15 protein-coding genes are annotated in these 13,630 nt (G+C 68.9%); 7 read left to right on the plus strand and 8 right to left on the minus strand.

Translation table 11 applies throughout. The features are described from left to right. Positions 1-141: 141 nt before the first annotated feature. A complete protein-coding gene (olsB, locus tag VQ065_RS24970) occupies positions 142-897 on the plus strand; it encodes an L-ornithine N(alpha)-acyltransferase (protein WP_003093970.1) in 756 nt (251 codons plus the stop codon). Next, on the plus strand, positions 897-1,673 hold the full coding sequence (olsA, locus tag VQ065_RS24975; RefSeq protein WP_003112769.1) for a lyso-ornithine lipid O-acyltransferase: 777 nt from the start codon (positions 897-899) through the stop codon (positions 1,671-1,673). Before olsB ends, olsA begins: the two co-directional genes overlap by 1 nt. On the opposite strand, the gene VQ065_RS24980 is transcribed toward olsA, so the two are convergent. Both VQ065_RS24980 and VQ065_RS24985 read right to left on the minus strand, forming a co-directional pair. Further along, on the minus strand, positions 1,670-2,530 hold the full coding sequence (locus tag VQ065_RS24980) for a universal stress protein (protein WP_003093974.1): 861 nt from the start codon (positions 2,528-2,530) through the stop codon (positions 1,670-1,672). The two genes, olsA and VQ065_RS24980, sit on opposite strands and share 4 nt — an antisense overlap. A 149-nt stretch (positions 2,531-2,679) precedes the next feature. After that, on the minus strand, positions 2,680-3,252 hold the full coding sequence (locus VQ065_RS24985; RefSeq protein ID WP_003093976.1) for an acyl carrier protein phosphodiesterase: 573 nt from the start codon (positions 3,250-3,252) through the stop codon (positions 2,680-2,682). 152 nt (positions 3,253-3,404) lie between these two features. On the opposite strand from VQ065_RS24985, the gene pyeR reads away from it, so the two are divergent. The 3 genes from pyeR to VQ065_RS25000 are packed head-to-tail and all read left to right on the plus strand — an operon-like array spanning position 3,405 to position 6,011. After that, positions 3,405-3,707, plus strand: coding sequence for an ArsR family transcriptional repressor PyeR (pyeR, locus tag VQ065_RS24990; RefSeq protein ID WP_003093978.1), 303 nt, complete (start codon positions 3,405-3,407; stop codon positions 3,705-3,707). A 48-nt stretch (positions 3,708-3,755) separates the two neighbouring features. Continuing rightward, on the plus strand, positions 3,756-4,922 hold the full coding sequence (locus tag VQ065_RS24995) for an MFS transporter (protein WP_014603575.1): 1,167 nt from the start codon (positions 3,756-3,758) through the stop codon (positions 4,920-4,922). A gap of 36 nt (positions 4,923-4,958) precedes the next feature. Further along, entirely contained in the window at positions 4,959-6,011 is a 1,053-nt protein-coding gene (locus VQ065_RS25000) for an alkene reductase (protein ID WP_003093980.1), read from the plus strand. Positions 6,012-6,071: 60 nt separating this feature from the next. Here VQ065_RS25000 and VQ065_RS25005 read toward each other — a convergent pair whose 3' ends face one another. The 4 genes from VQ065_RS25005 to VQ065_RS25020 all read right to left on the minus strand — a co-directional run bounded on the left by VQ065_RS25005 (position 6,072) and on the right by VQ065_RS25020 (position 9,912). After that, complete coding sequence (locus VQ065_RS25005; RefSeq protein WP_003093982.1) at positions 6,072-6,314, minus strand: FeoC-like transcriptional regulator; 243 nt, start codon at positions 6,312-6,314, stop codon at positions 6,072-6,074. After that, positions 6,314-8,614, minus strand: coding sequence for a Fe(2+) transporter permease subunit FeoB (gene feoB / locus VQ065_RS25010; RefSeq protein WP_003093984.1), 2,301 nt, complete (start codon positions 8,612-8,614; stop codon positions 6,314-6,316). The genes VQ065_RS25005 and feoB overlap by 1 nt, the downstream gene beginning before the upstream one ends. A 17-nt stretch (positions 8,615-8,631) precedes the next feature. Beyond that, complete coding sequence (gene feoA, locus VQ065_RS25015) at positions 8,632-8,859, minus strand: ferrous iron transporter A (protein ID WP_003093986.1); 228 nt, start codon at positions 8,857-8,859, stop codon at positions 8,632-8,634. 216 nt (positions 8,860-9,075) lie between these two features. Then, the gene (locus VQ065_RS25020; protein ID WP_003093989.1) at positions 9,076-9,912 is read right to left on the minus strand and encodes an ATPase; all 837 of its coding nucleotides are present in this window, start codon (positions 9,910-9,912) and stop codon (positions 9,076-9,078) included. A gap of 290 nt (positions 9,913-10,202) precedes the next feature. On the opposite strand from VQ065_RS25020, the gene VQ065_RS25025 reads away from it, so the two are divergent. After that, positions 10,203-10,466, plus strand: coding sequence for a hypothetical protein (locus VQ065_RS25025; protein WP_003093992.1), 264 nt, complete (start codon positions 10,203-10,205; stop codon positions 10,464-10,466). On the opposite strand, the gene VQ065_RS25030 is transcribed toward VQ065_RS25025, so the two are convergent. Next, a complete protein-coding gene (locus VQ065_RS25030) occupies positions 10,467-11,456 on the minus strand; it encodes an NAD-dependent epimerase/dehydratase family protein (protein WP_003093995.1) in 990 nt (329 codons plus the stop codon). Positions 11,457-11,640: 184 nt separating this feature from the next. Between VQ065_RS25030 and VQ065_RS25035 the strand changes: the two genes are divergently transcribed. Beyond that, on the plus strand, positions 11,641-12,699 hold the full coding sequence (locus VQ065_RS25035) for a saccharopine dehydrogenase family protein (RefSeq protein WP_003093996.1): 1,059 nt from the start codon (positions 11,641-11,643) through the stop codon (positions 12,697-12,699). Here the strand turns inward: VQ065_RS25035 and VQ065_RS25040 are convergent, their stop codons facing one another. After that, positions 12,700-13,602, minus strand: a complete 903-nt coding sequence (locus VQ065_RS25040; RefSeq protein ID WP_073660235.1) for a LysR family transcriptional regulator ArgP — start codon at positions 13,600-13,602, stop codon at positions 12,700-12,702. Positions 13,603-13,630 lie beyond the last annotated feature (28 nt).

The following is a 13,630-nucleotide window of genomic DNA, read 5'->3' on the forward strand; positions in this document are numbered from 1 at the left end:
AACGGCGCGTTACATCCGGCGACAATGTCATACAAGCATCACGCCCCTGTCACAGGGGTGACACCGCGCCTTCCTAGCCTGAGCTTGCACAGCAAAGCCGAGCGGCCGCAACCCGCGGCGCCGGCCCAAGGAGGCCCAGGCATGACCCAGACCGCCATTACCCGCGAACCCGTCGCCGGACGCCGCCTGAAGGCCGAGCGCCTGAACGGCGCCCGCGCCCTGCGCGAGGCCCAGGCCCTGCGCTACCGCGTATTCAGCGCCGAGTTCGACGCCAAGCTCGAAGGCGCCGAAGACGGCCTCGACCGCGACGACTACGACCGTCACTGCGCACACATCGGCGTCCGCGACCTCGACAGCGGCGCCCTGGTGGCCACCACCCGGCTGCTCGACCATCGCGCCGCCGAACGCCTCGGGCGCTTCTACAGCGAAGAGGAGTTCCACCTCTCCGGCCTCGACGCCCTGCACGGCCCGGTCCTGGAGATCGGCCGCACCTGCGTCGCTCCCGAATACCGCAACGGCGCCACCATCGCGGTACTCTGGGGCGAACTCGCCGAGGTCCTCAACGAGGGCGGCTACCGCTACCTGATGGGCTGCGCCAGCATTCCCATGCGCGACGGCGGTATGCAGGCCAAGGCGGTGATGCAGCGGCTGCGCGAACGCTACCTGTGCACCGACTACCTGCAGGCCGAGCCGAAGAACCCTCTGCCGCCGCTGGACGTCCCGGAAAACCTCACCGCCGAGCTGCCGCCGCTGCTCAAGGCCTACATGCGCCTGGGCGCGAAGATCTGCGGCGAGCCCTGCTGGGACCCGGATTTCCAGGTCGCCGACGTGTTCATCCTGCTCAAGCGCGACGAACTCTGCCCGCGCTACGCCCGCCACTTCAAGGCGGCGGTCTGATGGCGCGGCTGCGCCTGCTGCTGCGCAGCGCCCGCCTGCTCGGGCTGGTCGCGCTCGGACTGGGCCTGGCCGCTTGGGTCAGCCTGCGCGAGCGGCTGCCCGGCGCCGACGTCACGCCGCTGCGCCAGCGCCTGACCCGCTGGTGGCTGGCGCGCCTCTGCGCGGCCCTGCCCTTCGAGGTCAGGGTCAGCGGCGAAGCGCCCCGGCAACCCATGCTGTGGGTAGCCAACCATGTGTCCTGGACCGATATCCCGCTGCTCGGCGCCCTGGCGCCGCTGACCTTCCTGTCCAAGGCCGAGGTGCGTGCCTGGCCGCTGGCCGGCTGGCTGGCGGAAAAGGCCGGCACCCTGTTCATCCGCCGCGGCTCGGGCGACAGCCGGCTGATCAACCAGCGCTTGGCCGAACAGCTGCACCGCGGACGCAACCTGCTGATCTTCCCGGAAGGGACCACCACCAACGGCGAAAGCCTGCGCACCTTCCACGGTCGCCTGATGGCCAGCGCCCTGGAAGCCGGCGTGGCGGTGCAGCCGGTGGCGATCAGCTACCGCCGCGACGGCGTGCCCGATGCGCAGGCGCCGTTCATCGGCGACGACGACCTGCTCAGCCACCTCGGCCGCCTGCTGCGCGGCGAGCGCGGCAGCGTGCATATCCAGCTGCTGGAACCGATCCCCAGCCAGGGCCTGGACCGCGCCGAGCTGGCCCGCCAGGCCCAGCAGGCGGTGCGCCTGGCGCTGTTCGGCACTGCCGCCCCTACGCAAACCCGACGCGCCGCCTAATCGCGCTTGGGCGGCACCGCCAGCACGTCGCACGGCAGGTCGCCGAGGGCCGCCTCGGCCACGCTGCCGATCAGCGCGCGGCGGAAGCCGGTCAGGCCCTGGGTGCCGAGCACCGTCAACTGCGGCGCCTGGCGGCGTACCTCGGTCATGATCACGTTGATCGGCAAGCCTTCGCCGACGCGCAACTGGATGTCCTCGCGGCCCAGCCCCAGGCCGGCGACGTAGTCGCGCAGCTCGACGTTGGCCTTGAGTTCCTCCTGGTCGACGTAATGCTCGACGCGGTCTTCCTTGATCCCCGAATAACGCATCATGCCCTTGGCGAACGGCTCGAAGGCATGCAGCGCGGTGAGGCTGGCGGCGTCGAGGAAGCCGAGCTGGCCGGCCATCTGCACCGCGCGCGTCGAGGTCGGCGAGAAGTCCAGAGCCAGCAGCACCCGGCGGTACTCCTCTTCCGGCGCACCGGCCGCGCGCAGCACCGGGATCTTCGCATTGCGTACCACCCGCTCCAGGGTGGTGCCGATGAACAGGTCGCGCAGCGGCGTGTGCCGGTGCGCGCCCATCACCAGCAGGTCGGCGCCGATCTCCTCGGCCACCGCGTTGATCACCACCACCGGATCGCCGACCCGCACGATCGCCTTGGACTCGACGCCGAGGCGCTCCTTCAGGGCCTGTCCGTTCACTTCCAGCAGGTTGGCGATGGCCAGCCGTTGCGGCGCGATCAGCACCGGCGGCTGGTCGTCGTCGAGCACGTTCAGCACGGTCAGTTCGGCATTCCTCGCCTTGGCCAGCGCCGCGGCGCGCATGACCGCCAGCTCGGAACGCGAGGACAGGTCGGTCGCCACCAGGATTCGTTTCATCTTCCACCTCCATTGGCAGAGCGTTGAACGTCGGCCCCATTGAACGATCGACGCGACCGCTGCCGGTTGATGTGCATCAAGCGGATGCTTCGGACTGAAACAATTGATAGGTGATTCCGCCGGCCGGGCCAATGGCCGCTGCGCCAGGCTCAGCGCTGGCTCAGGGCGAAAGCCTGGAGTTGCGGGTAGAAGGCGCGGAAATCCGCGCTCAGGTCATCGTAGCGCTGGGCCAGTTCTTCCCAGGAACCGTCCAGCAGGTGCGGTCGCGACAGCCTCCGCGACATACCGCCCAGCACTTCGCGCAAGACCGCGAACTCGCGGTAGCTGCCCAGCCAGTCCTGGGCCGCCATCCGCGGCGCGATGCGCGCCAGGCGCTCCGGCAGCGGCGAGGCGGTGCGCAGGGTGCCGTAGACCCGCTCGACGAACTGCGGCAGCGGTTCGTCGGCGTAGTCGTTCCAGTCGCGCGCCAGGCAGTGGTCGAAGAACACGTCCAGCAGGACGCCGGCGAAACGCCGGCGCTCCAGCGGGAAGCGCCGCTTGGCCGCATGCACCAGTGGGTGGCTGTCGGTGAAGGCGTCGATGCGCCGGTGCAACTGGATGGCCCGCTCGATCTCGTCCGGCCATTGTCCCTGCAGGCGGCCCTTGACGAAGTCGCCGTACAGGCTGCCGAGCAGTTGGGCCGGTTGCGGGCCGCCGAGGTGGAGATGCGCGAGGTAGTTCATGCGGGCTAGCTTACCCCAGGGACGGAACGGTCGTTTCGATCATCGTCATCAGCCCTGTCGATAGCGACTATCGTCGCAATCGATCCCCATATCGTCCCACACCGATATATAGTTCGTCCCAACCCGATATGGACGGCCAACGGACCACCGCCATGCCACTGGACATCGACGAAATCATCAAGGCTCTCTCCCACCCGGTGCGACGCGACATGCTGCGCTGGCTGAAGGAACCGGAGAAGTACTTCGTCGAGCAGGATCACCCGTTCGAGATCGGCGTCTGCGCCGGCAAGTTCGACCAGCGTACCGGTCTCTCCCAGTCCACCGTGTCGGTGCACCTGGCCACCCTGCAACGCGCCGGTCTGGTGACCAGCCGCCGGGTCGGCCAGTGGAACTTCTTCAAGCGCAACGAGGAGACCATCCAGGCCTTCCTCGACCAACTCGGCGACGAGCTGTAAGCAGCACTCGCTTCCACCCCACTACCTCGCAGTCCAGGAGCTCGACCGATGCCGGCGTCTCTTCTCGTCCTCGCTTTATCCGCCTTTGCCATCGGTACCACCGAATTCGTCATCATGGGCCTGCTGCCGCAGGTCGCCGGCGACCTGCGGGTATCCATTCCCAGCGCCGGCTGGCTGATCAGCGGCTACGCCTTCGCCGTGGCCTTCGGCGCCCCGCTGATGGCCATGGCCACCGCCCGCCTGGAGCGCAAGAAAGCCCTGCTCGCGCTGATGGGCATCTTCATCGTCGGCAACCTGCTCTGCGCGGTGGCCGCCAACTACGGCCTGCTGATGCTGGCGCGGATCGTCACCGCGCTCTGCCATGGCGCCTTCTTCGGCATCGGCTCGGTGGTCGCCGCCAGCCTGGTGGCGCCGAACCGCCGCGCTTCCGCCGTGGCCCTGATGTTCACCGGCCTGACCCTGGCCAACGTGCTCGGCGTGCCGCTGGGTACCGCGCTCGGCCAGGAAGCCGGCTGGCGCGCGACCTTCTGGGTGGTGACCCTGATCGGCATCGCCGCCTTCGTCGGCCTGGCCAGGGTGCTGCCAAACGACCGCGAGGAAGAGAAGGTCGACCTGCGCCAGGAAATGTCCGCGCTGAAGAACCCGTCGCTGTGGCTGGCCCTGGGCACCACCGTGCTGTTCGCCGCCTCGATGTTCGCCCTGTTCACCTACGTCGCGCCGCTGCTCGGCGAAGTCACCGGGGTCAGCCCGCGCGGCGTGACCTGGACCCTGCTGCTGATCGGCGTCGGCCTGACCGTCGGCAACGTGATCGGCGGCCGCCTCGCCGACTGGCGCCTGGGCACCACCATGGCCGCGGTGTTCGCCGCCATGGCGCTGGTCTCGGCGCTGTTCAGCTGGACCAGCCAGGCCCTGCTGCCGGCGGAAATCACCCTGTTCTTCTGGGCCGCCGCCGCCTTCGCCGCGGTGCCCGCGCTGCAGGTCAACGTGGTCCGCGTCGGGCATGCCGCGCCGAACCTGGTGGCGACCCTGAACATCGGCGCCTTCAACGTCGGCAACGCGCTCGGCGCCTGGGTCGGCGGCAGCGTCATCGACCACGGCCTGGGCCTGACCCGCGTGCCGCTGGCCGCCGCCGCGCTGGCCGCGCTGGCGCTGCTGGCCACCCTGATCGCCTTTTCCGGAAACGGCCGCGCCCAGGCGCAGCCGGTCCTCGATTGATCCCCTGTCCGTCTATTCCCTAGTGGAGGATGTTCCATGGCTACTCTGTTCGATCCCATCGTGCTCGGCGACCTCGAGCTGCCCAACCGCATCGTCATGGCGCCGCTGACCCGCTGCCGCGCCGATGAAGGCCGCGTGCCCAACGCCCTGATGGCCGAGTACTACGCCCAGCGCGCCGATGCCGGCCTGATCCTCAGCGAGGCCACCGCGGTCACGCCGATGGGCGTAGGCTATCCCGACACCCCCGGCATCTGGTCCGATGACCAGGTCCGTGGCTGGAGCAACGTGACCAAGGCGGTGCACGCCGCCGGCGGGCGCATCTTCCTGCAACTCTGGCACGTCGGGCGGATTTCCGACCCGCTCTACCTGAATGGCGAGCTGCCGGTGGCGCCGAGCGCCATCGCCGCCGAGGGGCACGTCAGCCTGGTGCGCCCGAAGCGTCCCTACGTCACCCCGCGCGCGCTGGACACCGAGGAGATCGCCGACATCGTCGAGGCCTACCGCCAGGGCGCCGAGCGGGCTAAGGCCGCCGGCTTCGACGGCGTGGAGATCCACGGCGCCAACGGCTACCTGCTCGACCAGTTCCTCCAGGACAGCACCAACAAGCGCACCGACCGCTACGGCGGCTCCATCGAGAACCGCGCGCGCCTGCTGCTGGAAGTCACCGACGCGGCGATCTCCGTATGGGGCGCCCAGCGCGTCGGCGTACACCTGGCGCCGCGGGCCGACTCCCACGACATGGGCGATTCCAACCGCCTGGAAACCTTCAGCCATGTCGCCCGCGAGCTGGGCAAGCGCGGCATCGCCTTCATCTGCGCCCGCGAAGCGCAGGCCGACGACAGCATCGGCGTAGCCCTGAAGAAAGCCTTCGGCGGACCCTACATCGCCAACGAGAAGTTCACCCTCGACAGCGCCAACGCCATCCTGGCCAAGGGCGACGCCGATGCGGTGGCCTTCGGCGTCCCCTTCATCGCCAACCCGGACCTGGTCGAACGCCTGCGCCAGGGCGCCGAACTGAACCCGCCGCGCCCGGAGACCTTCTATACCGGCGGTACCGAAGGCTACCTGGACTATCCGACCCTGGCCTGATCGCGCCAGCCAGGAAAGAGCCCGCCACGCTTGCCGTGGCGGGCTCTGTGCTTTTCCCGTCTAGCGCAGGCGGAAATACGGCTCCGGTTCCGCGCACGGATCGCGCTGGGCGCAGCCCTTGCAACCGCCGCCGCAACCGCCCGAGCTTTGCGCAGCCACCCGCTCGACCTTGCCGAGCGCGATCAGCCGCTCCAGGATCGCCTCCACCAGCGCCGGCGGCGCGTCCACCTGGCGGCTGAGCTGTTTCAGCCCACGCGCCTGGCCGTCTTCCAGGGCGGCGCGGATCTGCATGAGTGTCGCCATCAGTGACATCCTCCCTGCCCGCTCGGGGCATCGGCCATTCGGCCTGGCAGTTGCAGTACCTGCTCGCGACCGAACAGACGCAGGCAGGTCATCAGGATCAGGTTGAAGACCAGCACCACGGCGATGGTCAGGACGCTACGCTCGGGGTGCGCAGCGAAGGTGGCGACCTGGTAGCAGAGGGTCGCCAGCGAGTAGGCGACGTTCAGCCCCCAGAGCACCGAGAAAGCCATCCAGCCCTTGCTGCTTTCCCGGGCGATCGCGCCCATGGCGGTCACGCAGGGCACGTAGAGCAGGACGAAGACCAGGTAGCTGTAGGCCGCGATGGGGCTGCCGAACTTGCTCGCCATGGTGCCCATCGAGCCGGTCTCCATGTCGCCGTCGGCCATGCTCGCCTCCACCGGGTTGGCCAGCACGCTGAGGCTGAAGGTATCGACCAGGCCGTCCCAGGTCTCGACCAGGGCGTCGCGCAGTTGCCCGGGCAGGTCGTAGCCTTCGTAGTCGAAGGCCTCGCCCTGGATCTGCTCGGCGGTGTAGAGGGTGTTCAGGGTGCCGACCACCACTTCCTTGGCCATCGCCCCGGTGACCAGGCCGACGGTGGCCTGCCAGTTGTCCGGCTGCACCCCGAGCGGCGCCAGCAGCGGAGTGAGACGCTGGCTGACGCTGGCCAGGGCGGAATGGCCGATGTCGCCCTGCACCGGCTTGCCGTCGAGGGTGATGCTGTTCAGGCCGCCGATCACCAGGCTGACCAGGATGATCACCTTGCCGGCCCGCACCACGAAGCCGCGCAGGCGCGACCAGGTCTGCAGCAGCAGGCTCTTAAGGTGTGGCACATGGTACAGCGGCAGCTCCATGACGAACGGCGAGGCCTCGCCGCGCATCAAGGTGTGCTTGAGCAGCAGCCCGGTGAGGATCGCCACGACGATGCCGAGCAGGTACAGGGAGAAGATCACCAGCGCGCCGCCCTGGCCGAAGAAGGCCCCGGCGAACACGGCGAAGATCGCCAGGCGCGCGCCGCAGGACATGAACGGCGCCATCATGATGGTAATCAGCCGCTCGCGCTGCGCGTCTAGGGTCCGCGCACCCATGATCGACGGCACGTTGCAGCCGAAGCCGACGATCAGCGGCACGAACGACTTGCCCGGCAGGCCCAGCGCCTGCATCAGGCGGTCCATGACGAAGGCCGCGCGGGCCATGTAGCCGGAATCCTCGAGCAGCGAGAGGAACAGGTACATCAAGCCGATCTGCGGTACCAGCGGCAGCACCGTGTTGACCCCGCCGCCGATGCCCTGGGCGAGGAACGCCGTGAGCCAGTCGGGCAGGCCGAAGCGAATGCCCAGCCACTGGATGCCATCGATGAAGATCGCCGACGAGCCCTTGTCGAAGATCGGTTGCAGCGCCCCGCCGATGTTGATGGCGAAGAAGAACATCAGGTACATCACCAGCAGGAAGATCGGCAGGCCCAGCCAGCGATTCAAGACGATCCGGTCGAGCCATTGGGTCAGCCGGTGCGGCTGCGCCTGCTGGTGGTCGCAGACCGCCGCGCAGATCTCGCCGATCAGCCGGTAGCGCGCATCGACGATCGCCAGCTCGGGCTCCTCGCCGCAGCCCCGGCGTGCCTGTTCCAGGGTGGCGGGCGGCAAGCCCAGCGCCGGGCCGTTGAAGATGTCGCCTTCCAGCGCCTGCAACGCCAGCCAGCGCGGCTCGATGGCCGAGGCCGCCGGAGCGCGCGTTTCCAGGAGGTAGCCGACCTGCGCCTGGATGGCCGGCGGGTAGTCCACCGCCAGCGCCGCCTGCGGGACCTGCAACTCGTCGATGGCCGCCTTCAGCTCGTCGATGCCATCGGCGCGGGTGGACACCAGCGGCACCACCGGGCAACCGAGACGCCGCGCCAGACCGTCGATATCGATGCGGATGCGCTGGCTACGGGCGATGTCGAGCATGTTCAGCGCGACGATGCAGGGGATGCCCATCTCCCGCAACTGCACCGTGAGGTACAGGTTGCGCTCCAGGTTCGCCGCATCCACCACGTTGACCAGCACGTCGACTTCGCCGCTGGCGATGTAGCGGCAGGCGATCTGCTCGTCCAGCGAGGCCTGGGCGGAAACGCTGGTCAGCGAATAGGTGCCGGGCAGGTCGACCAGGCGTACCGCGTGGCGGGCGGTGTGGAACGCACCCTCCTTGCGCTCCACGGTGACGCCGGCCCAGTTGCCGACCCGCTGGCGCGAGCCGGTGAGCTGGTTGAACAGGGTGGTCTTGCCGGAGTTGGGATTGCCGATCAGGCCGAGGGTCAATGCGGTCATGGGGATTCCGGGCGGGGTCAGTCGAGCGGGACGAGGGTCAGCAGGGCGAGGTCCTTGCGCCGCAGCGCCAGGCTGGTCTGGCGGGTCTCGACCTGGACCGGGTCGCCCAGCGGGGCGATGCGCACCACGCGCAGCGCCGCGCCGGGCAGAAGCCCCATGGAGAACAGGCGTTGGCGATAGCCGTTGCTGATGGCGGGGGAATAACCGGTGATGCGGTAGGAACGGGACGGTTGCAATGCGCTCATGGCGGATTCCAGGCGGAGGAAGGGACCAATGGCCTCCCTGGCCGGTGATCGAGAATCTAAACGACTCTCACTTAAGGCTCGCTTAAGGACGCAGTATCGGAGCGGAGGAGCAGCGGATTCGCTGATCCAGAGCAATGGAAGCGGGGATTTTCGCCGGGCGCGGCGAACTGTCGCCGCCAGCGCCCGGTGCGACGGGGCGGCTGGCGGCGCAAGGGGTCAGCGGGTATTGAGCTGCTGCTGCAGGTTCTGCACCTGGGCCTGGAGGGTGTTGATGTTGCGCATCACCTGGGTACGGAAGGCGTCGAACTCGGCGGTATTGCCGCCCTGGGCCGGGCGATTGTCGAGCTGGCTGCGCAATACCAGCAGGTCGTCCTGGATACCCTTGATCGTCTGGCTCGGGTTGCCCTGCTTCTTCAGCGCCGCGACATCGCCGCCGAGGGCCTTGAGTTGCTCGTTGGTCTTGCCCAGTTCGACCTGCAGGGCTTTCAGCTTCTCCTGTTCGGCGGCCAGTGTCTGCAGCTTGCCGTCCAGTTGCGCGACCAGTTGCGCCGCGCTTTCCTGCTGGGCCTTGAGATCGCTGGCCAGTTGGTCGAGGCGTTTGCCCTGCCCGCCGAACTGGTTGCTCACATCGGCCTGCTGGCGTTCCTGGCTGCCGAGTTTCTCCTGCAGTTGCTTGACCTGCAGGCGCAGCGCCTCGCGTTCGCTGGTGACGCTGGACTCGCTGGCGACCACCTTGCCGCGAATGTCGTCGAGGCGCCCGGCGGCTTCCTCGCTGATCCTTACGAAGCTTTCCTGGGTCGCCACCAACTGCTGTTCCATCAGGCTGATTTGCTGGTGGCTCCACCAACCCACCCCGGCGAGGGCGATCAGCATCGCCCCGAGCAGGGCCCAGAGCGGGCCGGTAGAGGCCGGACGGCGCTCCTTGGTGTCGACGACCCGGCGCTGCTCCGGTTCGTAGACGTGCCGCGGGTGGTGGCCGAATTCGTCGCGGTCGGCGGCATCAGTGGTCAGGCTGGGCACATCGTCGAGTTCGTCGAAAGCATCGTTACGCATGGTGAAAACCTGTGAAAGGGAACGGCATCCTGCCGGAGGCCTGGAGAAAGGGCCGAATGGCGCATTATATCGGTTCGGCCCCGCCCCTTCAGCGTCTGCTCGAAGCAAATTGCCGGACCGGGGCGCTCCACCGCGAAGCCGTGCGCCCCAAGACGGAGCGAACGCTGTCCGGCACAGACCGCCGCGGGCCGCCGCCGGTTCCCCGCCCCGCACGCCGGCGCTGGCCCGCGGCCCGCATGGCACGTCGCTTGCCTGGGGTTTGCCAGGCAGATTCGAGAGCCGGAGGATGCATGGAGTTGAACAAATCCTTGCTGGATTGCATGCGCGCCGTGCGCCGACGCCTGCGCGAGGAACAGGCGCTGGATATCCACTTCCAGCAACGCGACGCGGTCGCCGCGATGCAGGCGGCCTGCGCCCGCTCCGGCGATGCGACGACGCGGGAGCTGGGACAGCGCCTCGGCAGGCTCAGCGGGGTCGCGCTGCCGCTGGCGGAACCTTCCCTGTTGCCCGCGCAGGCGCCGAGCCGACAATACGCCGGCCCGCTGCGCGGCTGATCAGAGTCCCTGGGCGCGCCACCAGGCGCAGAACTCGTCGAGCGCGGTCCACAGGCTGACCCGCGGGTCGTAGTCGAGGTATTCGCGGGCGCGGTTGATGTCCAGGGTGAAGTTCTTCGCCATCACCGCCATGCCCAGGCGGAACAGCACCGGCTCCGGGCGCCCCGGCAGGATCCGGCAGACGCCTTCGTTGAGCGCCGCCAGGCCATAGCCGACGGTATACGGCAGGTGACCGCCGACCGGCGGCAGGTCGAGCTGGCGCATCACGTAGTTGACCGCATCCCAGAACGGTACCGGCTGCCCGTTGCTGATGTTGTAGACCTTGCCCAGCGCCGGCTCGCCGGCCAGCAGGCAACTGAACAGCGCGTCGTTGAGATTGTGCACGCTGGTGAAGTCGACCCGGTTCAGGCCGTTGCCGAGGATCCGCAGGCGTCCCTTGCGGTGGGCCTGGATCATTCGCGGGAAGATGCTGGTGTCGCCGGCACCGACCACGAAGCGCGGACGCAGCGCCAACACTTCCAGGCCCAGGTCGCGGGCGCTGAGCACCAGTTGCTCGGCCTGGTACTTGGTCGCCCCGTAATGGTCGGAAAAACGCCGGGGTACGTACTCTTCGTTCAGGTCCAGGTGGTCGCGCCCGTCGAAATAGATCGACGGCGACGACAGATGCACCAGGCGCCGCACCTTTTGCCGCATGCAGGCCTCGACGACGCTCTCGGCAAGCCCGACGTTGGCCGCCAGGAAGCGTTCGCGCGGCCCCCAGACTCCGACCGCGCCGGCACAATGCACCACCGCCTCGACATCCTCGCAGAGGCGCAGGACCAGCGCCGGGTCGGCGAGGTCGCCGGGAACGAACTCGGCGCCCCGCGCCACCAGATGCTCCACCGCGTCCGCACGACGACCGCTGACCCGTACCGACAGGCCCTGCTCCAGGGCGAAGCGAGCGAAACGCCCGCCGATGAAGCCCGTCGCCCCCGTTACCAGAATCCGCATTGCGTTTCTCCCGTTGTCCTTCTTGTGCCGCGACTCTAGCAAGCCGGAGCCGCACCACCACTGGCACAGCATGCCAGAACAACGACCTTGCGGGCCGCCGGCACGACTTGCGTTGGGCGACAGAAGCGGCGCTGCGCGCTACAAGGTCTAACCTGAAAGCCACCTGCACGCTGGGAGACGCACCATGGCCAGTCACTGGATGATCTACGGCGCCAACGGCTACACCGGCCGGCTGGTCGCCGAACAGGCGCAGCGCGAGGGCCTGACGCCGCTCCTCGGCGGACGCAACCCGGCCGCCCTGCACGCCCTCGGCAGCCAACTCGGGCTGGAGTGCCGGGTCTTCGACCTGGGGGATCCGCAGGCCTGCCGCGAAGCCCTGGACCAGGTGAAGGTGGTGGCCCATTGCGCCGGTCCGTTCTCCGCCACCAGCACGCCGATGATCGCCGCCTGCCGCGCCGCCGGCACCCACTACGTGGATATCACTGGAGAGATCGCGGTGTTCGAGCAGGCCCACGCCGGCGACGCCGAGGCCCGCGAGGCCGGCATCGTGGTCTGCCCGGGCGTCGGCTTCGATGTGATCCCCACCGATTGCCTGGCCGCCTGCCTGAAGGAGGCGCTGCCGGACGCGCAACGGCTGGCGCTGGGCTTCGACACCGGCAGCGGGCTTTCGACGGGAACCGCGAAGACCAGCGTCGAAGGCCTCAAGTTCGGCGGCAAGATCCGCGAGAATGGCCGCCTGCGCGACGTGCCCCTGGGCTACAAGCGCCGCGACATCGATTTCGGCCGCGGCCTGCGGCACGCCGTGACGATTCCCTGGGGCGACGTGGCCACCGCCTACTACAGCACCGGCATCCCGGACATCGAGGTCTACCTGCCGGCGCCGCCGCTGCTGGCCCTGGGCATGCGCCTGATCGACCCGCTGCGTCCGTTGCTCGGTCGGCAACGGGTCCAGGACTGGCTCAAGGGGCAGGTCGACAAACGCATCGCCGGCCCCGACCAGGCGGCCCGCGAGCGTCTGCGCACCTGGGTCTGGGGCGAGGCACGCAACGCCCGCGGCGAACGCCGCACGGCGCGCCTGGAGACGGCCAACGTGTACGACCTGACCCTGCACGGCGTGCTCCTGGCAGTGCGCCACCTGCTGGACTACCAGGGTCCCGGCGGCTACTTCACGCCATCGCGGTTGCTCGGCGCGCGCTGCGTCGAATCGTTGCCCGGCTCCGGACGAATCACCGTCATCGGTTGATCAGCCTGCCACCCGCACCAAGCCGTCGCCGGCGCGGGCGAGCAGGTGCTCGGTGAGCGACGCGAGCAGTTCGCCGCCGTTGCGCCAGTAGTGCCAGTACAACGGTACGTCGATGACCTGGCCGGGCAGCAACTCGACCAGTTCGCCGCGCGCCAGCTCGCCTTGCACCTGGCGCTCCGGCACCAGGCCCCAGCCGAGACCGCCGGCGGTGAGGCGGACGAAACCTTCCGAGGACGGGCAGAGGTGGTGGATGAAACCGCCCTCGACGCCGAGGTCCTTGAGAAAGCGGTGTTGCAGCAGGTCGTCCGGGCCGAACACGATCGCCGGCGCGCCGGCCAGGGCGGCCGCCTCGACCCCGCGGGGAAAGTGCCGGGCAATGAAATCCGGGCTGGCCAGGCCGCGATAACGCATGGCTCCGAGCAGCAGCGAACGCGCGCCGGCCACCGGCCGCGCGCTACCGCAGACGCAGCCGGCCACCTCGCCCGCGCGCATGCGCTTGAGCCCGACCTCCTGGTCCTCCACCACAAGGTCCAGCAGCACCCGCCGCTCGGCGCAGAAATCGCCCACCGCGGCGGCCCACCAGGTCGCCAGGCTATCGGCGTTGAGAGCGATGCGCAGGCGTTCCGGGGCACCGCCTTCATCCAGGTTCGGCACCCAGCGCTGCAGGTCGCCCTCCAGCAGCCGCACCTGCTGTACATGGTTGAGCAGGCGGCGCCCGAGATCGGTGGGATGCGGCGGCGTCTCGCGCACCAGGACCGGCTGGCCGACCCGCGCCTCGAGCAGCTTGATCCGCTGCGATACCGCCGATTGCGATAGCCCCAGCGCCTGTGCGGCGCGCTCGAAACCGCCCTGCTCCACCACCGCGGCCAGCGCGGCGAGCAACTTGTAGTCGAACAAAATCAGTTTTCCTAATGAGAGATCAGCAGGATTC

Source organism: Pseudomonas sp. KBN10P06128 (genome assembly GCF_037574945.1).
GTDB classification, from domain to species: Bacteria; Pseudomonadota; Gammaproteobacteria; order Pseudomonadales; family Pseudomonadaceae; genus Pseudomonas; species Pseudomonas aeruginosa.

Bases quoted from the DNA above. Each gene is read 5' to 3' on its own strand.
- VQ065_RS25020 (WP_003093989.1), bottom strand. From the start codon at position 9,912: ATGCGTAACGATGCTTTCGACGAACTCGACGATGTGCCCAGCCTGACC.
- VQ065_RS25030 (WP_003093995.1), bottom strand. From the start codon at position 11,456: ATGCGGATTCTGGTAACGGGGGCGACGGGCTTCATCGGCGGGCGTTTC.
- VQ065_RS24995 (WP_014603575.1), top strand. From the start codon at position 3,756: ATGCCGGCGTCTCTTCTCGTCCTCGCTTTATCCGCCTTTGCCATCGGT.
- feoA (WP_003093986.1), bottom strand. From the start codon at position 8,859: ATGAGCGCATTGCAACCGTCCCGTTCCTACCGCATCACCGGTTATTCC.
- olsB (WP_003093970.1), top strand. From the start codon at position 142: ATGACCCAGACCGCCATTACCCGCGAACCCGTCGCCGGACGCCGCCTG.
- pyeR (WP_003093978.1), top strand. From the start codon at position 3,405: ATGCCACTGGACATCGACGAAATCATCAAGGCTCTCTCCCACCCGGTG.
- olsA (WP_003112769.1), top strand. From the start codon at position 897: ATGGCGCGGCTGCGCCTGCTGCTGCGCAGCGCCCGCCTGCTCGGGCTG.
- VQ065_RS25000 (WP_003093980.1), top strand. From the start codon at position 4,959: ATGGCTACTCTGTTCGATCCCATCGTGCTCGGCGACCTCGAGCTGCCC.
- VQ065_RS25025 (WP_003093992.1), top strand. From the start codon at position 10,203: ATGGAGTTGAACAAATCCTTGCTGGATTGCATGCGCGCCGTGCGCCGA.
- VQ065_RS25005 (WP_003093982.1), bottom strand. From the start codon at position 6,314: ATGGCGACACTCATGCAGATCCGCGCCGCCCTGGAAGACGGCCAGGCG.
- VQ065_RS24980 (WP_003093974.1), bottom strand. From the start codon at position 2,530: ATGAAACGAATCCTGGTGGCGACCGACCTGTCCTCGCGTTCCGAGCTG.
- VQ065_RS25035 (WP_003093996.1), top strand. From the start codon at position 11,641: ATGGCCAGTCACTGGATGATCTACGGCGCCAACGGCTACACCGGCCGG.
- VQ065_RS24985 (WP_003093976.1), bottom strand. From the start codon at position 3,252: ATGAACTACCTCGCGCATCTCCACCTCGGCGGCCCGCAACCGGCCCAA.
- feoB (WP_003093984.1), bottom strand. From the start codon at position 8,614: ATGACCGCATTGACCCTCGGCCTGATCGGCAATCCCAACTCCGGCAAG.